22 protein-coding genes, 1 tRNA gene and 1 pseudogene are annotated in these 26,206 nt (G+C 30.5%); 9 read left to right on the top strand and 15 right to left on the bottom strand.

The annotated features are described in order from the left end of the window. Window positions 1–41: 41 nt before the first annotated feature. The 3 genes from ACE193_RS25080 to rsgA all read left to right on the top strand — a co-directional run bounded on the left by ACE193_RS25080 (window position 42) and on the right by rsgA (window position 3,167). Window positions 42–1,481, top strand: coding sequence for an amidase (locus ACE193_RS25080; protein ID WP_375560928.1), 1,440 nt, complete (start codon window positions 42–44; stop codon window positions 1,479–1,481). A 45-nt stretch (window positions 1,482–1,526) separates the two neighbouring features. Next, on the top strand, window positions 1,527–1,859 hold the full coding sequence (locus tag ACE193_RS25085) for a hypothetical protein (protein WP_375560929.1): 333 nt from the start codon (window positions 1,527–1,529) through the stop codon (window positions 1,857–1,859). A 384-nt stretch (window positions 1,860–2,243) separates the two neighbouring features. Then, window positions 2,244–3,167 carry a ribosome small subunit-dependent GTPase A gene (gene rsgA, locus ACE193_RS25090; protein ID WP_375560930.1) on the top strand — a complete coding sequence of 308 codons (924 nt, stop codon included), beginning with the start codon at window positions 2,244–2,246 and terminating at the stop codon, window positions 3,165–3,167. 40 nt (window positions 3,168–3,207) lie between these two features. On the opposite strand, the gene ACE193_RS25095 is transcribed toward rsgA, so the two are convergent. From ACE193_RS25095 to ACE193_RS25105, 3 genes are all read right to left on the bottom strand, one after another. Continuing rightward, window positions 3,208–4,476, bottom strand: a complete 1,269-nt coding sequence (locus ACE193_RS25095) for an ABC transporter permease (RefSeq protein WP_375560931.1) — start codon at window positions 4,474–4,476, stop codon at window positions 3,208–3,210. Window positions 4,477–4,607: 131 nt separating this feature from the next. Then, complete coding sequence (locus tag ACE193_RS25100) at window positions 4,608–6,122, bottom strand: hypothetical protein (protein ID WP_375560932.1); 1,515 nt, start codon at window positions 6,120–6,122, stop codon at window positions 4,608–4,610. A gap of 317 nt (window positions 6,123–6,439) precedes the next feature. Beyond that, complete coding sequence (locus ACE193_RS25105) at window positions 6,440–6,778, bottom strand: hypothetical protein (RefSeq protein ID WP_375560933.1); 339 nt, start codon at window positions 6,776–6,778, stop codon at window positions 6,440–6,442. A 431-nt stretch (window positions 6,779–7,209) separates the two neighbouring features. Between ACE193_RS25105 and ACE193_RS25110 the strand changes: the two genes are divergently transcribed. Continuing rightward, window positions 7,210–7,653: a helix-turn-helix domain-containing protein gene (locus ACE193_RS25110; protein WP_375558679.1), complete on the top strand. Its 444-nt coding sequence runs from the start codon at window positions 7,210–7,212 to the stop codon at window positions 7,651–7,653. Window positions 7,654–7,684: 31 nt separating this feature from the next. Further along, a pseudogene (locus ACE193_RS25115) lies at window positions 7,685–8,251 on the top strand (IS630 family transposase); the annotation flags it as partial. 10 nt (window positions 8,252–8,261) lie between these two features. Here ACE193_RS25115 and ACE193_RS25120 read toward each other — a convergent pair. From ACE193_RS25120 to ACE193_RS25150, 7 genes are all read right to left on the bottom strand, one after another. Then, window positions 8,262–8,567 carry a type II toxin-antitoxin system death-on-curing family toxin gene (locus ACE193_RS25120; RefSeq protein ID WP_375560934.1) on the bottom strand — a complete coding sequence of 102 codons (306 nt, stop codon included), beginning with the start codon at window positions 8,565–8,567 and terminating at the stop codon, window positions 8,262–8,264. Then, window positions 8,567–8,761 carry a hypothetical protein gene (locus tag ACE193_RS25125; protein ID WP_375560935.1) on the bottom strand — a complete coding sequence of 65 codons (195 nt, stop codon included), beginning with the start codon at window positions 8,759–8,761 and terminating at the stop codon, window positions 8,567–8,569. Before ACE193_RS25125 ends, ACE193_RS25120 begins: the two co-directional genes overlap by 1 nt. A gap of 57 nt (window positions 8,762–8,818) precedes the next feature. Beyond that, window positions 8,819–10,591, bottom strand: a complete 1,773-nt coding sequence (gene gldG, locus ACE193_RS25130) for a gliding motility-associated ABC transporter substrate-binding protein GldG (RefSeq protein ID WP_375560936.1) — start codon at window positions 10,589–10,591, stop codon at window positions 8,819–8,821. A gap of 746 nt (window positions 10,592–11,337) precedes the next feature. Further along, the gene (locus ACE193_RS25135) at window positions 11,338–11,631 is read right to left on the bottom strand and encodes a hypothetical protein (RefSeq protein WP_375560937.1); all 294 of its coding nucleotides are present in this window, start codon (window positions 11,629–11,631) and stop codon (window positions 11,338–11,340) included. A gap of 243 nt (window positions 11,632–11,874) precedes the next feature. After that, window positions 11,875–13,689 carry a DUF4974 domain-containing protein gene (locus tag ACE193_RS25140; protein WP_375560938.1) on the bottom strand — a complete coding sequence of 605 codons (1,815 nt, stop codon included), beginning with the start codon at window positions 13,687–13,689 and terminating at the stop codon, window positions 11,875–11,877. Between the two features lie 95 nt (window positions 13,690–13,784). Continuing rightward, window positions 13,785–14,951 (bottom strand): FecR family protein, encoded by a 1,167-nt coding sequence (locus ACE193_RS25145; RefSeq protein ID WP_375560939.1) that lies wholly within the window; start codon window positions 14,949–14,951, stop codon window positions 13,785–13,787. A gap of 129 nt (window positions 14,952–15,080) precedes the next feature. Further along, window positions 15,081–15,968, bottom strand: coding sequence for a glycerophosphodiester phosphodiesterase family protein (locus ACE193_RS25150; RefSeq protein ID WP_375560940.1), 888 nt, complete (start codon window positions 15,966–15,968; stop codon window positions 15,081–15,083). 95 nt (window positions 15,969–16,063) lie between these two features. On the opposite strand from ACE193_RS25150, the gene ACE193_RS25155 reads away from it, so the two are divergent. Further along, entirely contained in the window at window positions 16,064–17,005 is a 942-nt protein-coding gene (locus ACE193_RS25155) for a metal ABC transporter solute-binding protein, Zn/Mn family (protein WP_375560941.1), read from the top strand. Between the two features lie 4 nt (window positions 17,006–17,009). Here the strand turns inward: ACE193_RS25155 and ACE193_RS25160 are convergent, their stop codons facing one another. Then, a complete protein-coding gene (locus ACE193_RS25160; protein ID WP_375560942.1) occupies window positions 17,010–18,599 on the bottom strand; it encodes an ArnT family glycosyltransferase in 1,590 nt (529 codons plus the stop codon). A gap of 185 nt (window positions 18,600–18,784) precedes the next feature. Between ACE193_RS25160 and ACE193_RS25165 the strand changes: the two genes are divergently transcribed. Next, window positions 18,785–18,857: transfer RNA gene (locus tag ACE193_RS25165), tRNA-Thr, on the top strand. A 77-nt stretch (window positions 18,858–18,934) separates the two neighbouring features. On the opposite strand, the gene ACE193_RS25170 is transcribed toward ACE193_RS25165, so the two are convergent. From ACE193_RS25170 to ACE193_RS25180, 3 genes are read right to left on the bottom strand one after another with little or no spacing between them, the layout of a single operon-like run. Beyond that, window positions 18,935–19,951 (bottom strand): hypothetical protein, encoded by a 1,017-nt coding sequence (locus tag ACE193_RS25170; RefSeq protein WP_375560943.1) that lies wholly within the window; start codon window positions 19,949–19,951, stop codon window positions 18,935–18,937. 8 nt (window positions 19,952–19,959) lie between these two features. Then, a complete protein-coding gene (locus tag ACE193_RS25175) occupies window positions 19,960–21,081 on the bottom strand; it encodes a transposase (protein WP_375559008.1) in 1,122 nt (373 codons plus the stop codon). Between the two features lie 33 nt (window positions 21,082–21,114). Beyond that, window positions 21,115–21,543, bottom strand: a complete 429-nt coding sequence (locus ACE193_RS25180) for a hypothetical protein (RefSeq protein ID WP_375560944.1) — start codon at window positions 21,541–21,543, stop codon at window positions 21,115–21,117. Window positions 21,544–21,736: 193 nt separating this feature from the next. Here ACE193_RS25180 and ACE193_RS25185 point away from each other — a divergent pair, with 193 nt between their 5' ends. Then, entirely contained in the window at window positions 21,737–22,813 is a 1,077-nt protein-coding gene (locus ACE193_RS25185) for a glycosyltransferase family 2 protein (protein WP_375560945.1), read from the top strand. A 147-nt stretch (window positions 22,814–22,960) separates the two neighbouring features. Here ACE193_RS25185 and ACE193_RS25190 read toward each other — a convergent pair whose 3' ends face one another. Continuing rightward, entirely contained in the window at window positions 22,961–25,552 is a 2,592-nt protein-coding gene (locus tag ACE193_RS25190) for a PIG-L family deacetylase (protein ID WP_375560946.1), read from the bottom strand. Between the two features lie 281 nt (window positions 25,553–25,833). Here ACE193_RS25190 and ACE193_RS25195 point away from each other — a divergent pair, with 281 nt between their 5' ends. Next, window positions 25,834–26,127 (top strand): hypothetical protein, encoded by a 294-nt coding sequence (locus tag ACE193_RS25195; protein WP_375560947.1) that lies wholly within the window; start codon window positions 25,834–25,836, stop codon window positions 26,125–26,127. The last annotated feature ends 79 nt before the right edge of the window (window positions 26,128–26,206 follow it).

The raw sequence follows: 26,206 nt of genomic DNA on the forward strand, positions 1-26,206 counted from the left end.
TTTATAGTTATGGATTTAGAAAAAAACAAATTCAACCAAAAATGAAAGACTACAATTTTAATCGTCCAATAGATACACCTGAATTTTCTGACGCAACCTCACTTTTAAAAGGCTTTTCAACTGGAAAAACTACTTCTCTTGATGTAGTAGAAAAATCATTGAGAAGTATTGCTGATAATCATGAAAGGTTAAATGCAATGATTGGGCTTTTTGCAAAAGAATCTTTAGAAGATGCTAAGAAAAGCACAGCAAAAAAACAACTAGAAAAAAGAGGGAAATTAGAAGGTATTCCCATTTCACTCAAAGAATCAATAGGTGTAGAGGGGCAAGAAGTAACAGGAGGTTCGATCCGAATGCCAGCCAAAACAGCTAAAAATGATGCTTTGGTAGTTCAAAAATTAAAAAAAGAAGGTGCAATTATTATCGCTCGTACCAATACTCCAGAGTTTAGTTTTGGACATGAAACAAGCAGTCCACGTTTCGGAACTACAAATCATCCGTATTTAGAAGGTTATATACCTGGTGGTTCTTCGGGAGGAGAAAGTGCTTTAATTTCTTCGGGTGGTTCAGTTATTGGAATTGGAACAGATGTAGGTGGTTCGATTCGTTACCCTGCTCATTGTTGTGGTTTGGTAGGTTTCAAACCTTCTGGAACAGCAGTCAGTAAAAGGGGAATTTTTCCATTTGTAGAGCGAGAAGACTGGTATTTGAATGAGTGGTTAGCTGTTGGACCAATTACACACACAGTCAGAGATGCAAAACTGGTTTATGAAATCATTGCTGATAAAGTTCCCACAGATGCTAAAGATTTGAGTAATGCAGAACTTCTCATAAGTACAGATTTTGATTCAGAAATAAGAAATGAAACTATAAAAGAAGTTTTGATTCACGCCAAACAAAGTCTTTTAAATGAAGGACTTACTCCTAGAAATTTAGAAATAGAAAATATAGGAAAAATTCATTGGAATTTTGGTAAGATGATGATAAAAGCAATGAAATTAGGCTTAAATAATTGGTTAAGAAATGATAAAGATGTCGGTATTTCTGTTTTTGTAGAGTCTTTACGTAGAGCAATTGGAGAAAAAACAGTTTCAAAAGAAATTTATTCTGTACTTTTGGCTTCTAAGTTTTTAGAGCCTTCGGATAAAGACTTAGAAAAACTTATTCAATTTTGTAAAAAGGAAAAAGAAGAGTTGTATAAGAAAATAGGGCAACGAGGAATTTTACTTCTTCCGACTTCTGGAGATATTGCTTTAAAACATAATCAGACTATTCAAATAGATATGTCTCCTTTAGTACCTAATATTTTTTCGTCTATGATTTTTACCAACGTAATGAACTTACCTTCTATTACAATTCCTGCGTGGAAATATAGAGATAGAAAAACAGGTTTGCCTACTTCTGTAATGCTTTGTTGCCTTCCAGACAGTGAGAACTTACTTTTTGAGGCTGCATCAAAATTAGAAAAATTTTTGAATTAGATTTTTGATCTTACCTATTTCATTCTATAATCAATAAATTCATAGATGTTACACATTTTCAGATATATAGCAAATTCTAAAATTATAGTAGTTATTTTACCTACTATTATATTTGTAGGTTTGTTTGTTTTTTTAAAATTTTTCTTTGTGCTTTTTTCTGACCGTCATCAGCTCAAGGTTTCTACACCTTCTGAAAAAATTGTTTCTACCATTCGTAAAAATATTAGAAAGAAAAAAGACTCTTCTAAGAATAAAACAAGAAAAGATTCTATGTCTAAAAAAGATAATTTTTATGATAGCAAAGAAAGTTATAATATTGAAGCTACCAAGAAAGATACAACATTGAGAAGAATAAGAGTAAACCAAATAGGCTATTAATCCTACTGTTTACCCACATGTTTTTAAACGTAAAATACAGATAGTGTATTTGTAGGTTAAAGGCTTGCCTTTGACTGTATTTGTATTCTTTTCAAACTAAAAAATAGGTAATCTTTCAAAAAAATATTTACTAAGAGCTAACTAAAACGATGAAAGTAAAAATTAGCTCCGTACATATTTCTTTTGTTCATTGCCATAACAGCAAATGAAATTTAATTTTTTATGATAAACTATGAACTCTAATTACTAAATTAGAGTTTATTTGTTTTTAGCTACTACAATCACAGATTAAAAAGGTAGTTTTGTAAAAATTATACAATCAAATAATGGCAAGCCTTGCCGTTGTCGGTGTTTGCACCGATAACTTTCACTATATTAAAATTTATGAAAGGACTCATTTTGCGCTCAACAGGTTTATGGTACGATGTTTTGGCAGACGACAATCACAGATACAAAGGTCGTTTGCGTGGAAAGTTGCGATTAAATAACGATAGAGTAACCAATCCAATAGCTGTTGGCGATAGAGTAGAAATAATCTTAGAAGACAAAGACGAAAATACAGTCTTGATAGAAAAAATAGACAAAAGAACCAATTATATCAACCGTCAATCTCCCAAAAAAGAAGGTTTTGCTCATACTATTGCAGCTAATCTTGACCAAGCGATTGTAGTGGTTACACTTGCAATGCCTCGTACTTCGGCAGGATTTATTGACCGTTTTTTGGTGGCAGCAGAAGCATTTCGTATTCCTGCTGTTTTGATTTTTAATAAAATAGACTTGCTCTCAAGTGAAGAGTTATTGGTTCAAGACAAAATGATGCAGCGTTATGAGCAAATTGGTTATACATGTATCGCTATTTCGGCAACAGAAGATGAAGATATAAAAGTAGTTGAAACTATTTTGAAAGACAAAGTATCGCTCGTTTCTGGTCATTCAGGCGTAGGAAAATCGACATTACTAAATCGTCTTTCTCCAGAAATTACTCAAAGTGTGCAAGAAGTTTCGGACTATACAGAAAAAGGTTTGCATACCACTACATTTGCTGAAATGTTTGAAATCTTTGAAAATACCTTTGTCATTGATACCCCTGGTATAAAAGAATTAGGGCTTATGAATATGGAAAAAGCAGAAATTAGTCATTATTTCCCAGAGATGAGAGAACTTTTGAATAAATGTAAATATGATAATTGCCTTCATCTAAGAGAACCTCAATGCGCTGTTATTGCAGCCGTAGAAAGTGGCGATATTGCTAAAAGCAGATACAATAGTTATCTTTCTATGATGGATAATGATGATAATCGTAGGTAGTCAGTTTTGTATTTGTATTGAAAATAAACTACAATTTTTATTATTCATCTCTAAGAGCCTCAATCGGATTTACTCTTGCTGCCAAAATTGCAGGGATAAGACCAGCAATTACACCCGAAATAACAAGTAAAGTAAGCGCACCAACAGCTACTTCCCATTGAATAAGTGGATTAGCAAAGAACTGGTTTTCAGCTTTCATTGTCTTTAAAAGCGTATTTACTCCAAAAACAACTGCTGTTCCTGTAACCAAACCTACATATCCTGGAAGAGCTGTCAGAAAAATAGCTTCCTGTAAGATGAGAGCAACAATAGAATTTGGAGTAGCTCCTAATGCTTTTCTGACACCAATTTCACGAGTGCGTTCTTTTACAGTAATAATCATAATATTTCCAACTCCAATAATCCCTGCTAAAAGTGTAAAAATCCCTACAAACCAAATAAATGATTTAATATATAAAAACAAATCATCAAATTTTTGAAATTCTTTGCTTGTATTCCACGAACCAATCGCAGAAAAATCTTCAGGAGAAACAGAATGATAACTTCCTAAAGTTAGCTTTACTTCTTTTTCTATTTCAACAGCATTAGCTTTTGGGTTAAGTGTACAGACAAACCAATCTATTTTGTCTGACATATTAAAAATCTGTTGTGCCGTTGTGATAGGAATAAAAACAGCTTCTTCTTCTTCTTGCGCTCTATTTCCTGCTCTTACTTCTCTTGAAACCCCTACGATCTGAAAAAAGACATTTCTTGCTTTAAAATATTTTCCTATTATTTTTTCTGGGTTATTTTCTACTGTTTCTGTTCCGAAAAGTTCTTTTGCTACAGACTGACCCAAAACAGCAACTTTTCGTTTTTCATCAATATCCATTTGATTCAAAAAACGCCCTGCTAACATTATTTTTGCGTTTATTTGGGTAAGTTCTGGTGTTTCTCCTCTCATAGAATAGGAGGCATACTTTGTTCCGTAGCTCATCGGAACTGTCCCTACTTCTATTCGTGGTGCAACAACTTCAATTTCTTTGACTTTCTTTTTGAGTGCTTCTACATTAGCAAGTGTATATTGAAAACGCCTTCCTGCTTGTAAGCCATTATAAGGAATTGTTGTTTTTCTTGACCACACAAAAAGTGCATTTGAAGCAAAACCAGCAAACTCTTGTTTTACGCCATTTTCAAGTCCACTTCCTGCACCAAGCATAAAAACGAGCATAAAAATACCCCAAAAGACACCAAACGCAGTCAGAAAAGTACGTAGTTTGTTTTGTTTTATGGTAAAAAATATTTCTTGCCATTTATCTAAGTCAAACAAAATAAGGTTGGTTTGTGTCGTTGGTGAGGACACCAACAACGGCGAAGTAAATTATAAAGAAATAAATCTATTCATTTTTAATGAAAAAACAGAATTTTAGAAGGAAAAAGATTGGTAAAAAAGGTTAAGTTCTAAAAATCAGCTTTCCATCCAAAACGAAGACCTGAAATTCCTGTACTTGTAAATGAATATTCTGCTCTCAAAACCATATTAAAGTAAAGAACAACATCAATTCCTGCACCTGTTCCATAAAGCCATTCATTAGGAAGTGAATTTGATTCATAAGGATTCAAAAGCTGTGAATATCCTGCATCAAAATAAAGTTTTGGATAAATAGCAACAGGAATTTTGGAAAACTGAGAAGGCATTTTATCCAATCGGAATGTATTTTCAAAGAGCTTAAAACGAAGTGTATTTTTCAAAATAACGTGCTGCTCACTTTCTGTTACATTATATTCAAAACCACGAATAACATCACGCCCATATCCAATTCCACGCAAATTAGTATAAGGTGTATCTTGGGCAAAAGTCATTTTCATGGTAGCAGAAGAGTGAAAAAAGAATTTTTTAGAAAGAGGAATAAATTTGGCAAATTCAGTGCGAGCTGTAAACAAGCTAAAATCATTTTTCTCAATTCCTAAGCCTTGTTGCTGAATAGAAAATAAAAAATAATAGCCTTTTAGTGGGTAATTAGCTCTATCTCTCAAATCTCTAAAAAAATTGTATTCCAGTTCTACATAACGTTGATTTGTTTTTCCTTCTCCAAAAAAGTTTCCATTTAATTGTGCAACTGTATCAGCAATAGTTTGGTTTTTGTAACCCACAAAAAAAGTATGACGGTCATAAAAACGACTACGAGCTGTCAGAGAAAGACCACTATAAAACCTAGAACTAAGTACATCTCTTTCGGAAGTCTCTATAAAACGAAGCGTATCACGATCTGTAATGTAGCCTACATTGGTATTTTCGGCATATCCAATAGACATATTAAGTCCTAAAGTTTGTGCTTTATTGATATAGGGAACAGAATAACGAAGGTCAAATTTGGTTGTAAAACCTGTTTGAAAAAGAAATGATAGTTCTTCTTTGCGTCCTCTAAAATTATTGTGTTTTACTCTAATTCCGTATTCCAAACGCCTCAAATCTCTGTCTTGCTGATTCCACCAAACATTAAAATTTCGGTCTGCAAGTTCTATCAAAGGAATAGGATAAATATACCATTGTTCAGTCAAACTAATAATAATATCTAACTCTCCTTTTCTAAATTCCTCATAAAAAATATCTACTGTAACAAAAAGACGAGTATTAAAAATCTTATTTGATTCTTGTTCCAAAATTTCCTCTATATCTTTTCTGTGAATTTTATATCCTTCATGTATGGCAAGCTCTCGTAGAATAATTCTGTCTTTTGTCTTTTTATGACATTCCAAATGAATATGAGAAATGGTTACACTATCACTTGAAAAATAGGTTATTTCTTCATTGGGTGCATTGTTTTGATTTTTTGAAGGAACTATTTTTTTACTTTCTTTTCTTATTCTGGTTTTTTCGGATTGATTTTGTGCTTCTACTTGAAAGCTTATTCCTATAAAAGTGAATAAAAATAGAAGTAGAATATATATATATTTATGTGGGTATAGAATCATGTATTAATACTATTTTAAACTTTTTGAAATGTCTTCTTATGTACTCTTACCGTTTTGATTAATTTTAATTAACGGCAAAAAAAATAGATACATTTACTTCATAAGATTTCTTATACTACAAATTTATCTAATTTCTAGTATAATGACCCTACAAGATGGCATTTTGGTTGCAAAAAACACAAACCTTTTTTATTATTTTTCGTTAAAAGATTTTTTTATAAAAAAAAGCAAAAAAAAATCCTATTTCAATAAAACTCACTTTGTTCTATTTAAAATAGGAATTTTTAATATTTACGAAAAAGTAAAATGATATAAGATTACTCTTGTGTAGTTGTAGCTTCCTCTGTTGTAGTTTCTTCTACTTTTACTTCTTCTGTTTTACCAGTTTCTTTTACAGGGTAGTCTTGTCTTGTACTTTTTACTTCCTTAGGAGCATACATTTTTGCATAAACTGCTTTCGAACGGTCATTGATTCCCTCTGGATCGTCATATTGGTTAGGAAGTTGTTCTGGTTCTGCTTCTCTGCTTGTTCCATAAATGCGCTCACTTTCTAAGTTTTGTCCTTTGTTTGGTGCAGGCTGATTATGCTCACCACAAGCTGTAAAGAAAACTAAAAGTGCAGCAAAAGCCAAGATAGTTTTGAATTGTTTTAACATAGTTGCAATAATGATTAATGTTTAGTTATCAATGATTAATGGCTATCCTATACGTTTTGTGTAAATAGATAGTTTTTCAATAGTTCAAAATTACGCACCAAAACCCAAACTTAAAAATAAGAATTGCCTTTTATTCCAAAAAAACGTAAAAACAATGATTAATTGTCTTCTCTTGTATGTTGTGAGTTTGTTGTATTACGAGACATTTCTCAAATAAATAGCTTAGTCCTAAAGGTCAGACCATTTACTGAAACTATAAATGGAAACGAGGAACAGCAGAAAATTTTATTTTTTCATTTACTCTCTTCAAACCATTTTTGGACTTCTTCTAGTGTTTTTTCTCCTGCTGCAACGGACAGCGTAAAGTCTGTTAGAATATCATTTGTAAGTAGTTAGACAAAATTATTAAATATTTTTTTTATCTTTGTTTTATGAGAGGAAAAAAACGTTTTATTAGTTTGAGTATAGAGGAAGTATCTTCCTTAGAGCAAGGTTGGAAAGAAGGTAAATCATCAACTTTCCGTACTCGTTGTCATTACATTCTTTTAAGCCATCAAGGAAAAAAGGTTAGTGAGATAATGGATTTTTATCAAGTTACTCGCCAATTAGTTATTCGTTGGTTTAATCGGTATGAAAAAGAGGGCATAGCAGGATTAGAGACGAGTAAAGGACAAGGTCGTCGCCCTATTCTTCGTATAGATAATGAAGAAGAAATGAATAAAGTAGAATCTCTAGTTGAAGCCAGTCCTCAAAGTTTGAAAGTAGTTGTTTCTCAATTGGAAGAGGAATTGGGTAAATCTATGTCAGTCAAGACTTTAAAAAGGTTGCTTAAAAAAAAAATGGTGTTGGAAACGCTTCAGAAAAGTAACTGTTAAGAAACCTGACCCTGTTGTATATGAAGAAAAAAAACGTAGTTTAGAATTTCTCATTCTTTTATTTTTAGCAGGCTGTATAGATTTGCGTTTTTGTGATGAGTCTTCCTTCAATTTAGAACCCAATGTTCCTTATGGTTGGTGTAGAATAGGAGAACAAGTAGGCATTAAAAGTAGTAAGGGAGGTAATTTAAATGTATTTGGATTGCTTAACTTGCGTGGAGAACTAAGCAGTTTTGTAAGCACCCAAAACATTAATTCTAAAGTTATCATTGATTGTATAGATCAGTTTGTAGAAACAATTGAAAAAACGACTGTTCTAGTGTTAGATAATGGACCTTGGCATATTTCTAAAGAAATAGAAGAGAAAATAGAGGAATGGGAAGAGAAAGGAGTACTTATTTTCTACTTACCTTCTTACAGTCCACATTTGAATCCCATAGAAACACTATGGAGAAAAATCAAAATAGAGTGGTTAAGACCTCAAGATTTCACGAGTAAAGAAGACTTACATCAAGCTGTAAAAAATATTCTAAAAAAATACAATAGTAAAAAGTATAAAATTGATTTTACTATATATAAAGGAAAATTGTTACGATAATTATGTCTAACTACTTAATAGAAATTTTTAAGTCATAATTATTTAATTGTAGAAATAACAAAGCACTTTCTAATCCTGTTCTTTTATTTCCATCTTGAAAAATATGATTTGCAATAATATTGTACATATACAATCCAGCCTTTTGATGTATAGTTGGGTACATTTTATCGCCAAACATTTCTGCATCTACTGCTTCTATCAAATAATCTAAATTAGATTCGTGAAGAAAATTTTGGGGAGGAACAAAATTTCCTCCTACATCTTCAATAGTAAGTTTATTGATTAGAATAATATCTTTTTTTCGTAATAATTCCATTATGATAAAGCTTTAAAAGTTTCTTTGAAACGTATAAAATCTCTTTTTATAATAGATTTTATTTTTTCTTCTCTTTCTTTTTCTTGTAACTTTTCATTTACAACTTCAGAAATAATATCATACAAAAAATCTTTTTCTGTTTCCATTACTTCTAAAACTAAATCTTTGATTTTCTTTTTTTCTTCAAGTGTCATAATTTTATTTATTTAAGAGGTTTTTTCGTTAATATAACGAACATGAACTAATTTTGGTTAAGCATACTTCTTTTTTCTCCAAAAATACCATCCCAAACCAAAAACTAAAATAATTACATTTGGAACAACTAAATTGAGGAACTGCCAATAACTTTTTTCTTCTTGTACTTTAAAAGTATCTAAAGGACGAATTTCAAAATCTTTTGTACGAGAAGTAATAATTCCACCTTCATCAAGCATATAAGAAAGTGTATTGAGGAAAAATTCTTGATTGGAATAGGTGTTTTTACTTATTTCATCATAACCAATCGGCAAAGGTTGGCGAGTTCTTCTATCAAAATCATTGGAAAGCAAATCACCATCTCCAACCACCAAAACCTTCGAATCGTTTCCTTTTTGGATAAAATCTTTTTCAGAAAAACCACTCGGAGGAAAACGTCCTTTAAAAGCCGAAGTAAATTCTCCTTCCAAAAGATAAGCAACTGGAAGGTTTGACGTTTGATAGAGTTTTGGGTTTAAGTCTAGTTTTAGTTCATCCAAAGAAATAAGTGTCGGAACTTTTTTGATACGAGCATATTGAGAAGAAAAAACAAGAGGCGTTTGAATAATTCCATCAGCTTTTACAGAATCCAATGTACTAACAAATTTAAACATCAAAGCATCCATATTTTTAGTAATTGGGTGCGTCGAAAAACTGGCTGTTGTGGCATAATAGGGAAATGGAATGGGCTGAATATTAGCTTTATTTCCCATCTGACCTACATTTACCAAAATTTGTCCTGATTGTGTGTCTTGCAAAAGGTTTTGATTGACACGAACACCATAACGAAAAATCATTTCATTGAGTCCCAAATTATACGCAAAAGCATACGTTCCACCTTGTGCAATACTATCCAAATTCATCTGAACTTGGTCAATAAAAAAGAGTAATTTTCCTCCATTCATTAAATATTGGTCAAGCTGATAACGGTCATTGTCTGTATAAGAAAGCGTTGGTTTTGCTATGACAATGGCATCGTATTGTGATAAATCTTGAATTGGATTCTGAGTAGAATTCTGAGTTTTATTATCTGATTTGAAAGAATTGGTTAGGTTTTCATTTAGATTTAATCGTTCTACAATATAATTTTCACTCAACGTCTGTGTCAGTGAAATAAGTCTGTCATTGGAAAGTTCGCCATGTCCTTCAATGAAAGCAACGCTACTTTTTTGTTTTTTACTCAGTTTTTGAATGGCAGAAATCAGCTCATATTCAATATTTTCAATGGATTGATTGAGCTGTTCTTGTGGAGAAGCTGTTCGGTTTCCTTTCAATAATAAAACGGGTTTTTCTTTATTTTTATAAGATACAATCGCCGAAGGAAAAATTAACTTCTGAACTTTTTTACCTTGAACAGTTTCAAAAACCGTCGTAGGTTGGATTCCACGATTTGCAAGCTGCTTGTAATAACGACTTTGTTCTTCTGGATTGCTAGAAAATTGCTCTGGATTGATGAAGGTAAATTGAATATTTTTTCCTGCATACATCGAAAATTCTTGTAGCGTTTCTTTGACTGATTTTTGGAGTCTTTTGAAAGAAGAATTGAGTTCGCCTTCCAAATAAATTTCTATATAAACAGGTTCTTCTAAGTTTTTCAAAATTGTTTTTGAAGATTCTGTGATGGTATAACGCTTTTCAGAAGTCAAATCAAGACGAAAGAAATGGTTTTGAGCAAGAATATTAATCAAAATTAGTCCTAAAAAAAGGACAACTAATTGCATGATATTTTCCCACTTTCTAGTGTTGATTGAAATTTTTGAAGAAGACTTTAAATTAGTTGGAGTAGGCATTTTTTACAAATTTCTGTATGCTTTTTCTGAACACGCTAAAGCGTATTGTACATTTTATAACGGATTACAAATTTAGTTATTTCTTTGATTTAAAAAATTGATTTTACACTGTATTTTTGTGTGTTCTTCAATTCCTCTTAGAGCCTTATTGTTAAAAAAGTATTTCCACAAAAAAAAGGCTATTCTTTTAAAAAAATAAAAGATAGCCTTTTCTGTTGTATCAGTTCTGGAAAGCTAGAACAAAAAATAAAATGACTGGTGTGCGCTAAAATTGATAAAACAATCGACAATAAGGATTGTAAATTGAGTAATAAAACCAAAGCATTTAATTTAGATATCGTCGCTTTCCAATTCGATTCTAAGTAAAGGATTAAAAGCCAAAAATGTTTTGTCTTTAATCTGATACAAAGGTGCAAAAAAAAATTAGTTAAACAAGTATTTTCTTGATTTTTTTGCGCTGATAAACAGTTCTAAAAAAAGAACTACCTAAATTTAATTAAAATTGTTTCTTAAACAACCATTTTTAGTATAAAAAGTATGATAAAACGATGACTTTACCTAACATTGAGAATTTTGTGTCTTTATGGAACTGTTTTTTTCTAAAAAATGACTGAGAGAGATAGGATTTTTGCAAACCAGTCTGACAGTATTGAAAAAATCGAAAACTAATTTCGCTTTAGTATTTTTTTTAATGTCAGTATCAAAAAAAAGTAATATTATTTATATTTTATAGATTAAAATCATATTTAGACTACATAAACATACAATGATTCCCAAACCGTTTGAGCAGGTTCTTTATATTTCCATTGCATTCCTTTTTTAGCAAAATAATCAGCTATTTTTTGAGCTTCTTCTTCTGTTGTTGCTTCCCAACAAATCCATGTTTTAGGTTTTCCGAGTTCTCTTTTTGTAGCCACTGGATTAGCTGTAACTCCAATGCACATATTTTTATATTTCTTTTTCCAAAATAAAAGTACACGTTCTTTGCGATAGTCTGCTTCACGTTCGATAGCTTTTGCGATTCTTTGTAGCTTGCTCATACTTCTAAATAGTTAATATAATATTGATAAGATTTTTTGTAGTTAAGATTAAAAGGAGAATTTGATAAATTGTCTTTCTTTAGCCTCTTATTATATTACAAAGATAGGAGCGTAGAACGTAAAGGATTTGAGGTGTGAAAATAAATAAAAGAAAAAATGAAAATTCAGACATAAGAAGTAAAGACAAGTACTGTTTATTAAACTGTATTTGCCTTTACTTCTACCTTCTAAAATCTGACTTTATTAAAAAGATATTCCTATAAAACCTCCACCCCAAATTTTAGTGTTTGTAGTATTATTGTTATATGAATTGGTTGTGCTACTTGTATCTTCTATAAAACTGTAAGGTGCAAAGTTAGTCCCATACGTATTTGTTTCAGCATTATAGATTTGAGAAACTGTAACATTAAGTGTAGGAGCAATAAAAATACCTACTTGACGACTGATTTGATGATGGATTTTGAATTTTAATTGTCCTAAAAGGTTGAGTTTGTTTGTCCAGTTTTCTTCATTAAGATGGTATGCCATAAGCTCAAAACCTGCGTGTGTTTTTTGACTTTTAGTAATTGGAAAACGAGTTCCTAGTCCACCACCAATTCCCCAACGCATCTTATCACTCATCTGAATGCCTGCTGAAACGATTTGATAGAATTTATCTACTCCAATATTATAAGAAAGAGTAGTATGAAACCCTTCACTAGCACTCACATCAAAAGAACGATAGCCATTTTGGACAAAATTAATAAGACCAATCGGCACACCTGTTACACTATCTGCAATATTTATGATTCCAATTTGTGAGCCTTTTACAGTGTCAGCTCTATTGATAATACCAATTTGAATGCCTTTTACATCTTTTGCAATATTCAAAAAGCCTGAAATTTGTGCGCCATCGACATTTTCTTTAGCTACATTCATAAATCCAGTTATTTGAATGCCTTGTACATTTCCATTTACAATGTTTGTAGAACCTGCTGCTTGAAACCCTGCAAAATCTCCATTAACAACATTCATAAATCCTGCACCTTGAAAACCTTTTGTAGCATTCCCATTCATATTCATAAACCCTGCTGCTTGGAAAGCCTCTACGCTGTCTTTTGTAATATTGGCAAATCCAGAGCCTTGAAAACCTGTTGTTTTTCCTCCTACAATATTAGAAAAACCTGCAATTTGAAAGCCTTTTATATCTTTTTTAAGAATATTTGCAAATCCTCCCACTTCAAAACCTGTAACAGAACCATTATAACCAGCCAAAATATTGAGTGAAAAACGATTGTTTTTATATGGACTTTTAGCTCCGTTTGTTCCCAAAGGATAAATCAAGGTAATTTGTAAAGCAGCAGAATCAAGAAAAGCTTCAACTAATGAATCTGTTTTGGCAAATTTGGAATTTTTATTTTCTTGAAAGGAAAGAGAATCTGTCTTGTCTGTTTTTGTACTGTCTAATAATTGATTTTCTAGGTTTTTTAATGAATCAATTTTTGATAATTCAATTTCATTTTGTCCTAAGTTTGTTAAACTATCAAGAACTGTATTTTTTTCGATTAATTCTACATCATTTTTATCATTAATTTCATTCTTTTTTGTAGAAACGCTGGCAGTTTTAGAAGTTTTATCTTTTTTATCAATGATTAAAGGATTTTTTGGCAGAGAAGCAATTTGAGGTTTCTTGTTTTTTTCTAGCTCTTCTGTATTTGTTTCGGCTAGATTTGATTTTGCCTGAATTACAATTTGTCCATTAATCAAACGAAACTGAATTTGTGTATTCTCATCATTCAAAGGCTCAAAAATTTGTCTCAAAACTTTTCTTAGAGGAATATTTGAAACATTGAGAGTGATTTTTCTTTGAAGTGGAAGGCGAGAATTACTGTACGAAAAACGAACATTATATTTTTTTGATAAATCAGAAAGAATATTTTCTAATGTTTCATTTTGAGCAACTACTGTAACAGGCTGCTCTAAAATGTTTTTTGAATTGGTTTGAGCAAAAGCAGTTTTTTCAAAGCCAATAAAATAAAGACAAAGAAAAGTAAGGATGAAAAAGAAATAATTTTTCATTGTATTAGTGATTAATGTAGCTCACTCTTTAGAGTGAGAGTATTTTGTTAAGTATTTGTTTTATACACAGACTAGGAAGTCTGTGGTACATAAATTTATCTACAACCCGAACCCGAGAGTAAATAAGTAATAGAATCTGATTTTTTGATTTGAAGATTTGCTCCAAAAGAAAGGGTTTCCAAAACATCGTTTAATGGTGTTTGGTCAAAAGTTCCTGTAAAACGACATTCTTTCAAACTTGGATTTTCCAATTTCAAACGAATATTGTAATAATTTTCTACTTTATCTACGACTTCCTGCATTTGCATATTCTCAAAAACCAAACGATGATTGAGCCACGCTAAATAATTTACATCGTCATTTTTCTCCAAACGAATTAGACTAGGTAAAGAATCTGGACGGCTTTTAGTTTGGTCATACAAAATTCCTTTTTCGCCTTTTGTAAGTAAAATAGAAGTTTGTTCTGACTCATCTGTATTGTCATTTTTAGAAACACTATTATTTTTAAAACTGACTTTACCAGAAGCTACCGTAACTTCAATGTTGCCATCAGAAGGATTAATATTAAAAGAAGTTCCCAAAACTTCAACTTCTGCTTTTCCTTCAACATCAATCATAAAAGAGTGATTTTCATCTCTAGCAATATCAAAAAAGGCTTCTCCTTTTAGTTTTAAATTTCGTTTTTGTGTAGTTGCAAATTTTCCAAAATCATTTGAATAAGAAACGGTTGCATTTTTATTAAGCCAAATTTTTGAACCATCAGGCAGAACCAAAGGTGTATCTGAATGTTGATGAACAATAATTTGATTTGAGTTTGTTAGAGAATTAGAATTATTTTGAATAGAATTAATCCACCAACCTAATCCTAAACCGATAACTAAAACTGCTGCAATTTTCATAACCTCTTTCCAAATAGAAACAGATTTTGCTGATTTTTGAGTAATTGTAGGTTTTACCCAGTCTGAATTTTTATTCCTGACTTTATTCGCTTCGTATTCTTTGATTTGCATACTTAGCTTTTGCCAACCTTTTTCTACATTGGGAGAATAATCTTTGTCTATTTTTTTTCCAAAGCGATTACTTTCTTCCCACAAGCGAGAATAATTTTGAAATTCTTTTTCAAAAAAAGGAATTTCTTTACGCCATTTTTCTACCTGTATTTTTTGTAACTCACTAAGTTCACTAGGCTCTTTCGAAATATATCTTGCAATATATTCGATTTGCTGGTCAGTAAGTTTTATTTCATTGTTACTTTTGCTCATATTTTTTATAGAAAATAAGTTTTATCTATTTCGGTTTTACTTCTAATTTTTAAACTTTGGCTTCTAACTTTGTATCTATGACGCAGCAAAAATAGCTTACCCCTACGTTATTCGAAAAATAATTTGAAATTAATATTCACTTCTGACTTCTAAAATCTGAGTTTTTACTTTACTTGGAATCCTATTTGGAAAATCAGTAATAATGCTATCAACTCCCCATTTTACTAATTTTTCCATTTTTTCGGTGTTGTTTACTGTCCATGTAAAAACTTTTAAGCCTTTTTGATGCAATTCTGCTATTTTTTTCTTGGTCAGAAGTCTATAATAGGGAACATAAACTGACGGAATAAAATCTAATTTGGCTAAGTTTTCTTCAATAGAAAGTTTATTTTCTACTAAAAAACCGATTTCAAATTTTGTATCTGTGTATTGAGTTTGTTTATGAAGTTCATTCAAAATATTTACATCAAAGGATTCTATCAATAATCTATTTTTTATTTTTGTGTAAAATGGATATTCTGTAATTTCTTTAATAAATAAAGCTACCATTTTGGAAGGCAAAGGCTGCATAAAACCATACCAAGCTGCATCAGATTTAATTTCCAATGTATAAAATGGTTTTTGTAGTTCATTTTCTAAAATATATCGTTCTATTTCTTCAAAAAAAGACTTTAAAAGAGGTTTGACAGTTGGTAGAGGTTGTTGTTCTGGGTAGCGAATATGCCCACGTTTGCCACAATCATATTTTTTTATGGTTTCATAATCCATTCTATAAATATTATGTTTTAGTTTTTCTTTTCTCAAAATAGCTTCTCCATTAGGTTTTGAACAAAACTCATGAGAAAAATAAGGCTCATGAGAAACTAAAAATTGATTTTCTCCTGTCAAAACAATATCAAGTTCTAATCCTTGAGTGCCATATTCTAGTGCTTTTTTGAAAGAAGGGATTGTGTTTTCGGGTGCTAGTCCTCGTGCGCCTCTATGACCTTGAAAGGTAGTGATTTGTTGATTTTTCATAATTAAGGATACGTTGTGTTTTTTGGTTAGGTAATTTTACGATACATTTGTAGAATTAAAGTAATAGAAAAATATCCCTTAAACTTGTACTATCAATGAATTTATCGAAAATAATTTTATCGTTTTCTATTTTACTTATCTTTTCTCTTGCTAGTTGCATAGAAAAAAAGACAGAACAGACTTCTGAATCCTCTCAAAACTCTACAAAAAAGCTAGAAATTGTTTGTACAACTGGAATGATTGCCGATTTAGTAAAAAATATTGTAGGCGATTCTGCAAATGTAGAAGCTCTTATGGGAGTTGGTGTCGATCCACATTTGTATAAAGCTACTCAAAATGATGTTAGTCGTCTGACAGAAGCTGATATGATTTTTTATAATGGGTTGCATTTAGAGGGAAAAATGGCAGAGATTTTAGAAAAATTTTCTTCTCAAAAATCAGTAACTGCTTTAGGAGATGCCATTGATACATCTGTTTTGAGAGAAGTAGGACAAAATACACACGACCCACATATTTGGATGAGTGTCAATCTTTGGAAACAAACAGTTCCTTTAGTAGTAAAAGCGTTATCTAAAAAACAACCTTCTAGTGCAGAATATTTTGATAAACAAAGTAAAATTTATATTCAGAAATTAGAAGAATTAGATAAAAAAGTAAAAGCTCAAATCTTAGAAATTCCTCAAAATCAACGTGTTTTGATTACTTCTCATGATGCTTTTTATTATTTTGGAAAAGAATATGCAATGGAAGTACAGGCATTACAAGGAATTTCGACGGCTTCGGAGGCAGGAATTTCGGATATGAATAATTTGGTTAATTTTATTGTAGAACGAAAAATAAAAGCCATTTTTGTAGAAAGTTCGATTTCGCCACAAGCGATTAATGCCGTTTTGGAAGGTGCAAAAAATAAAGGTGCTGATGTAAAGATTGGAGGAACTCTTTTTTCTGACGCAATGGGACAGGCAGGAACACCAGAAGAAAATTATATCGGAATGATAGAGTTTAATACAAATAAAATGGTAGAGGCTTTGAAGTGATATTTTAATCATTTTTAGGTTTCCAAAACTCTATGGAGTAGTATTGCCCAGTAAAAGGCATTGCTAATGTTAAAGTATCTATTTTTGTATAGTATTTTGTGATAAGTTTTGTATTAGAAATAATATTTTTATCTTTTTCATTAACAATCAAATCAAAGTTTTGATTAATGATATTACTGTCTATTTTGTGATAAAATTGTTTGCTTACTTGATCAATTTCCTTATATCTAGGAAATATGGATTTTAAAATAGGCTTTTTTACATTAGCAGCATATACAAATTGTAAGCTCAAACCTTGTTCATATACTTGTAGATTATTTTCCTTAATCAAATTTGAGACTGTTGGTGAGCCTATTACATGGGAGCTACTTTCTATATAAGAGATGGTTTTTTTCCAGTTTTTATCTTCATTTTCTGTTAAAAAGGGTGAGTACAGAAGTCTATCAACACTCCAACTATTAAGCAAAAGAAGTAAAATACCAAATGAAATTATCAGTTTGTTTTCAAACTTATATAGCAGAACTAATGCTGTTAGTATAAAAAATGGAGTGATATGAGTAAAATAATAAGTTAAAAAAGCACCATCATTTTTGCCCAAAACAACATGTACAATTATGAAAAAAAGACAAGTTGTATAAATAATTAATAAAGTAGAATGATGTATTCTTGTAATAATTAGTCCTTTATCAAAATCAATAAAATTTATATTTGTCTTTAAATTAAATGGTTTATTATTCTTTATTTTTAAATAAAAAAACAGAAAAATATTTATGAAAAATAATAGAATTAAAAATTTATTAACATACAAAAAAGTAAGAGCTTGCATGTTTGCATAAGCCCAACCATTTTCTGCAGGATAGTTGAGAAAAGATAATATTGTGAGGTAAAAAAATAATGGATAAATATAACTTATCACATAAATAGATAATGCAAAAGTAACTAAAAAGATAAGGGTATAAATTAGTCCTTTTTTCTTAGAAATAAAGAAAAATACAAAACTTCCAACACTTACTATTCCTAAAGCAAAATATGATTTTGTATAAAAAGCAATTAAACCTAAAATTATACTTGCCATTAAACTTTTTGAAGAATAATTATATTTGAATGGAATATAAATAGAAGTAAGCATAAAAAATAAACCCCAAGAATCAGGTCTATTTATAGGTAATACGTTATAAAAAAAGCTCAAATACAAAGTAAGTAGTCCTGCAAAAGAAACTAATAAAGGTATTTCTAATCTCCTAAGCCACAAAATAACTACTAAACAACTCAAAAGTATTCCTATTAATGTAACTAATCTATGGGTTTGAAGAGAAGAACCAAATAAGTAAGCAAATGGATACGCAATTATATTTTGTATAATACCATAGGCTTGAGCATATTCAGGTTGATTTTCTATTTGATAGGGGTTTTTATTATCCAATAACAACTGTGTAGCAAGCGAAGTAACTGTTTCTCTATATTCTTGTTGGTAAGGAGAGGTAATTAGAGTGTAATAATTATGGGAGGTTTTTGAAAAAAAATAGATACTTCCTAGAATAAGAAATAGCATAGATATTTTATAAACTACAGGGTTTATTTTTTTTATTTGCATTGAATTAGTGTATGAAAATGAATTGAAATAACTTAATGTTCTTTGTATGAGTTGTAATGACATGGAGTGTGTTCAAGGTATTACATAAAAGTAGTGTTTTTTTTAAAAAAAACTAATATTTTTTTGTGGAAAAATTTGTCTATGTCAAAATAAGCTATTACCTTTGTATCACCAAAGAAAAACAAGCCTTCTTAGCTCAGCTGGTAGAGCAATTGATTTGTAATCAATAGGTCAACGGTTCGATCCCGTTAGAAGGCTCACAAAATTAAAGCCCTTTCAATTTTTATTGAAAGGGCTTTTTTAGGTTCAAATTTTATGTATGTTTATTAAGATGATTACTTTTCTTCATATTTGACATTATCAAATTCCACAATTTGTTCTCCACAGGTAATCAATCCTATTTTTTCAATTTTAGAAAAGAGCATTTTTTCTTGTAATACTTTTCTATCATTTACAAAAAACTCCATTTTTTTATTTCCCAATGATTTGATAGACAAACGATAGGTTTCTTTACCTGTACTAAGAAAGCCTGTCGAAGCATAACTTGTATTATAAGTAATTTTATTATCTTGTCCTACAAGTTTGAAAACAGCTTTTCCTGTACTTGTAATCATAAATTCGCCTATTTCGCCATCTCCAGAAATAAATAAAATACCAAAGTCTTTTTGTCCTCCTTCTTTCCAAGTTGCATCTGCACTCAACTCCCATTGTTCATCTTGGCGTACAGTAGGTAAAAATGCTTCTGTGCGATGACAATATTCATCTTGATTATGATTCATTACAAACTTTCCATCTTTTTTTTCAAATATATAACTGAATTTACTATCAACATCCCAGTCTGAAAGAGTTTGTGAAGAAGGGTTATCAAAGGACTCTTGAATAAGATATTCTCCTGTATCATTATCTTTTATACTAATTTCTTCAAAACCAATTGTCTGACGATCACAAAGACGAAAGCCAATATAATTAAAATCAAATGGAGCTAAATTTCCTTTTCTTACAAACTTATCATCAATATAATACTCATATTTTCCATTTTTTACTTCTATGCGTTGTGTATGAGCATTTGATTTGTCTGTGAAAATTTTATAATCCCAATCATTATCAGTGTATTTATCATAATGACGTACCGAAATATTTGTTTTTCCTTCTTTATTCAAAGAAAAAATCATATAATTTGTATTATTATTGATAAGATTAAGACCATAGCTTGAATATGAACCTGTTTTCCAGTTGCTTTTAGCTACAATAGTATAGTTTTTTGGAAATATTATTTTAGGGCTACTATTCCAATAACACCAATCATTATTGGTATTACTTTCATAGATAAATTCCCCTACAGTACTGGACATGTGTTAATTTAGGTTGTATTTTGAGTTTTAGATTTTTGCACTAATTGGGTTATTATTTTTAATATTTTGTCTATAGAAGTAGCATAAAATACTACTTTTCCATATCCGATTCTAAAAACAGACTCGTAAAAGGATTCATTGTCTTTTTTTACTCTTTGTTTTGTTTTTACTCCTTCTAAGATACAGAGTAAAAAAGATGCAATTACTAATGCCATTAGAACACGAATTTTTCTTGGGTTTACCATTCCTAACTCCTCTAAATGAAATCCATTTGTTTTCAAATGTCTAAATAAACACTCTATTTTCCATCTGAGATAATAGATAGCACTAATTTTCTCCTTTGTTAAACGATATTTGTTGGTTAATAAAATGACAAACTTTTCACTTTCTTTTGCTGCTTGAGCATTATAAGAAATCACTATTTTTAGTTTTTTTGCAAAGTCAGTTTCAAATTCTTGGCTTACTAGTTTGCCTGATTTAGCTTTTTTAAGTAAGCTGTGGTATTTTTTAACTTCTAATTGATAATCTCCCTTACAAAGACGAATAATGTAAGTATATCCTTGTTCTTCTAAATACCTAAACCAAACTCTACCTTTATACTCTCTATCAGCTAAAATTGTAAATCTTTTTAAAAAAGGATATAACAATAAAGCCGATGCTAATAAACTTTTACGATGAGCAACAGTAGAACTACCTTTTCGTTCTAAATTGATCCAAAAAATAGGAATAGCCATTTTTCTATAAATAACACTTAAGACCAAAACATGATAGGTATATTCCCCTAATTGCCAAACACTACCATCCATAGCTAGATAGAAAATTTCTTTTTTTATGTCTTTTCTATTCAAAAAAGAGCCTATACTAAAAACTAGAATCAGCTTCCATAGTGTTTTTTGAACATAGACATCCAAAAAATAACGAGTAAGCCGTTTATAATGAGAATCAATTTGAACAGTAGGAGAATTTAAAAAAATACCTACTTGATTTTTTAATTTGTTTAGATTAACAGTTTCTTTTATCAGAATACAGCTAATAAGCAACAAAGTAGCGTGAACATAATGGATAGGAATATCTGAAAATTCCTTTGTATATTTGTTCAGCAGGACGGAATAGAGTTTTTTGGTTTTCACACTTCTAAATTAACTCTTTCTGTCCTTTTTTTGTCAAAAATTTAACTCATGTCCAGTACTATAAAATTCCCCATTTTCAATACTTTTTCTGTAATCAAAGACTTCTTCTTTAACAAAAATGCTTGATTCTTTTTCAAAATCTTCTGTATAAGAAAATAAAATAGGTGCAGGACGAAGAAAATAATAGGCTACCGAAACACTAATTAATCCAACAGCAAAAATGACGAGATAAATAGTATTTCTTTTTGTTTTCTGTGCTAATTTTTCTCTTGCTGCTTTTTCTGACTCTTCTTGTCTTATCTTTTGGTAGAGTTTTTCTACATCTTCTGTCTCTAAAGCAGTCATTTCGGCTAATGCTTCTTTTGTAGCTTCTCTGACAGATTGGTCGTTTTGATGATTTTTTAGCTCTTCATCTTTATCAAAGACTTGTTGTTTTAGTCTTTCTAAAATTTTTTTTTTCAAGTTCTTCTTGTTCTCGTCTGTTTTTTTCTGATTGATTAGCCATAAAGTAAAATTGATTAATAATAATTTGGTAAATTTTGGTAATAACAAATTACAAAATAATTTAGAATTTATACAGGACTTTCTTAATTTAGCTATGAATAATATAACGAAATGTAATTTGCCTCTTATAATACAACCTTTCTAGTATAACATGCCTGATAAAATGATGAATTTACCCAAAATAACAATAATAACACCTTCATTTAATCAAGGAAATTTTATCGAAGAAACTATAAACTCTATTTTATCACAAAATTATCCGAATTTAGAATATATTGTTATGGATGGAAAAAGTACGGATAATACAGTAGAAATTATAAAAAAGTATGAAAAATATATTTCGTACTGGGAATCTTCAATAGATAAAGGACAAAGTGAAGCAATAAATAAAGGAATGCGTAAAAGCACAGGGGAAATTCTGACTTGGATTTGTAGCGATGATTTGCTTTTAGAAGATTCATTACAAACATCTGTTAATTATTTTTTAGAAAATCCAACTATTTCACTTATTCATGGAAAAACAAAAACATTTGGAGAAGGATATGAAGACAAAATAACAGAAGGTTTTCATTCAGATTTGAGTGTTGATTATTTTACTCACATGTGTTTTCCCCAGCCTTCAAGTTTTTTTAAAAGAGAGATATTTGAAAATCAAAGTTATGTATTAAATGATACATCAAATGAGGTTAAGAATTTGGTAGATGAGTCACTTCATTATTGTATGGATTACGATTTGCTTTTACGAACTGTTTTGAATTATGATATTTTGAAGGTAGATGAGCTTTTTTCTGCTTATCGTTTGCATCCTGCCAGCAAAACAGTGAGTGAGTGGAGCAAGTTTGAAGTAGAAAAAGACAAGGTTTTTTTGAGGTTACTCAATACACTGAAACATGTAAAAGAAGAAGCTAAAGAGGGAATAAAGTTTTTAAAAGAATTAGGGATTGAAGTTCATGAAAACTCAGAATTAAATAAAATTTATAATTTTGATAATCAAAAAGTCAGCAGATTGGATATAGATAAAATAATTCAAATGTTTTTGTACCGTAAAATTCCTGTTTTGTTTGAAGCTAAGGAGTATCCAACCGTTGTTTTATATTGTGAAGTGTTGCAAAAAAAATATCCAATTTTCTATAAAAAAATGAATTTGGATTCTATGTATCAAACAAGTAAGTACAATTCTTTATCTTCTTTTGGTAAATTAGGTTGGAAGTTTAAGAAATTGATTTAAGTGTATTTTATCAAAATTAGACTCTAGTTATTTTTGTTGGTTTGTTATTGTTTTTGCTATTTTAGGACAGCACAAAAGAAATAAAAAAGGTTATCCATCAAAAATGAATAACCCTTTTTTAAAACAAATGATTGATTTTAATCTCAGTTATTTATTCTCTTCCAAAGAAATCAAATTGACAAGCAGACGATATGCACCTGTTACACCTTCTGGAAGTTGTCTGAACCAAGAAATTCCTGTGTAAGCAAAATTTCCTTTTCCATATTTGGCAATCAAAATACTTCCTTTTTGAGCTTCTTCTCCTGTATCAAAACTACTAATTGGAGCTTCAAAATGTTCGTCCCATGTATCAGCAAAATAAAGACCTCGTTCTTGTGTCCAGTCTTCAAAATCTAAAGGAGTAATCTTGTTTGGTGTATTCAAAACTGGATGGTTGGGAAGTTCAAAAACTACGGGTGCATTTTCTTGAGTTACTCGTTCTCTAGAAATATGAAATGGATAAACTCCAATATCATTACTTACCAAACGATGTGATGTGTTGTATTGAACAATCAAATTTCCTCCATCTTCTACATATTTATGAAGTTTTGGAAGATAAATAGCTAATTCTTCTTGAATATTAAAAGCACGAATTCCTGTCAAAACAGCATCATAAACAGATAAATCTGTCGTTCCTAGATTTTTGGCTTCAATAATATCTACTTGATAACCAATTTGCTCCAAAGCCTTCGGAACATAATCTCCTGCTCCTAAAATATAACCAATTCGCTCACCTTTTTTCTCTAATTCGGCACGCATCAAACGAACTTTTGCATTCGGAAACATCGCTTGATAGGGGATATGGTCGTAATCAATTTTTTCCATTGACTTAGCAAGTTCTGTGTCATTTGTTTTTCCGTCCTTTTCATACGTTAGCTCTACCAAAAACGCATTATTTTGATTTTTGGTAGGAGGAGTTACCTCAACTTCTATAATTTTGGTTTCTCCTTTTTTGGTAAATGAAAAGTCTGCTGATGAAGGAGAAGGCGTAAAATAAATCTGTTTTGCTTCTACTGCTTGTGGACTTTGTTTTTCGGAAATAATATTTATTTTTCCAGTAACAGGATTAGAAGTATTTGAAAGCAATTCTAAACGCACTTTTTTAGGCTTATTATCTGCAAAAATCATTACATCATCTAAGAAACGAGCTGTTACTTTTGGTACAACGAGTAAAGGAGCATATTTTTCTCCTTTTACTGGGTCAGTGTATTTGTGTTGAATCGGTAAATCAAAACTCAACTCTTGATTTTCTACTTTTAAAGTAACACTTAATTTAAGATTCGCAGGATTACTTGGTAAACCTCTTAATTCTTGATTATCAACAGAATACATTCCTGTTGTTTGGTTTTCATTGAGCCAATATGGATTTGAATTTTTCACATTCTCTAATTGAATAGTTTTAGAAAAAGTTGTTATTTCATTTGTTTTGAGAGTTTGACTATACGCATTAAAGTAAAAAGGTTCTACATCTGTTTTATTGTTCAGTTTTTCAGTCATCAACATTGCCGTCGTAATCTCAACAGGCACATCAAAACGCTTGATAAAATTCAATTCCATTTTCAATGAATCTCCGTTGGCTACTTGTGAGTTTTCGGTAGTTGCTTCTGCAAAAAGTCCCCCTGTTGTAAAAATAAGCTCTGTAAGAATCTTTTTTGCATTTGCTGTAATGGCATTTTTTTCTAATTTATTTACTTCTTTATAACATTCAACAACCAACTTAAATGAGTTTTGAGGTTTTGCAGGATTATATTCTTTTTTTAATTTTTGAATTAATTCTGTAAATTTTTCACTTCCTTTTACTCTACTCCAATCTGTAATTACTCCTTTAAAAGCATTTTTTTCTGGCAAATCACCTTTCAAAATCTGTAAATATTCGGTCATTTCTCCTCTACTTCCTGCACTTCCAAAACCTTGACTTTTATGTTGTGAACGACTTACTGCTGCAATTTCATTGTATGATTTTCCTAAAAGTGCATCATAACCACCAATTTCGATAGTCATTGTGCTGTCTTTACTCATTTCCATTCCATTTCTTCTAAAAAACCATTCCGAAGTATTCCAAAAAATACGTTTTGCTTGCCAAACTTCTACATATTTTAGTTGTTCTGGAAATTGTTTTGGATCTGCTGCTGCATCGTAGGCTTCCATTGCAATCTGTGCTGATGCTGTATGATGTCCGTGTGTTCCTCCCAAAGTAGGTGAAAAGCGAGTAATAATAATATCAGGTCTAAATTTGCGAATTGCCCAAACAGCATCTGCCAAAACTTGTTTTTTATCCCAAATAGTAAAGGTTTCTTCTGGTGTTTTGGAATAACCAAAATCATTTGCACGAGAAAAAAACTGAGTTCCTCCATCGGTATTTCGTGCTGCTAAGAGTTCGTTTGTGCGAATAATTCCTAGTCCTTCTCTTACTTGTTCACCAATTAGATTTTGTCCACCATCGCCACGAGTAAGGGAAAGATAAGCTGTTCTATACCCTTTTTCTTGTGCAAAATGAGTTATTAATCGTGTATTTTCATCATCTGGATGGGCTGCAATATAAAGAATACTACCTGTGGTTTGGAGATGTTCTATTTTTTGGAGTGCTTCGCCTGCTGAAAGAGGATTGACTTGGGCAAAGATAGAAGAACTAGAAAAAAATACCGTGAAAAATAGAAAAAATGATGTTATAAAAGTTCTATAAAAAGTAATATTTGACATATATCTTAGTTAAAATAAATTGGGTTTGAATTGTAAAGGTTTTTACAAAGAAAGTGAGTTTTGAAGAAAGAGTATTGATAAGTTACTTATTTTAAGATTCTTTAGGAACAATTACTTTTATGTATTTTATCAAAAAAAAGCATATTTTTCTCAAAAATATTTCACACCTCAAATCCTTTACGTTCTGCACTTCTATATTTGTAGTATAGAAAGAGGATAAAGACAGACAATTCTCTTTTCTCTTAACTACAAAATCTTATCAATATTAACTATTTAGAAGTATGAGCAAGCTACAAAGAATCGCAAAAGCCATCGAACGTGAAGCAGACTATCGCAAAGAACGTGTACTTTTATTTTGGAAGAAGAAATATAAAAATATGTGTATTGGAGTTACAGCTAATCCAGTAGCTACAAAAAGAGAACTTGGAAAACCAAAAACGTGGATTTGTTGGGAAGCGACAACAGAAGAAGAAGCACAAAAAATAGCTGATTATTTTGCTAAAAAAGGAATGCAATGGAAATATAAAGAACCTGCTCAATCAGTTTGGAAATCATTGTATGTGTATGTAGTCTAAATAGAATTTTAGAATTATTTTTCTTTTATAACTTTTTTTTATGGAATTTTGAATTTATAAATTATTTAAAATTCCATTA

It is taken from the genome of Bernardetia aquimarina (genome assembly GCF_042180575.1).
Classification (GTDB): Bacteria; Bacteroidota; Bacteroidia; order Cytophagales; family Bernardetiaceae; genus Bernardetia.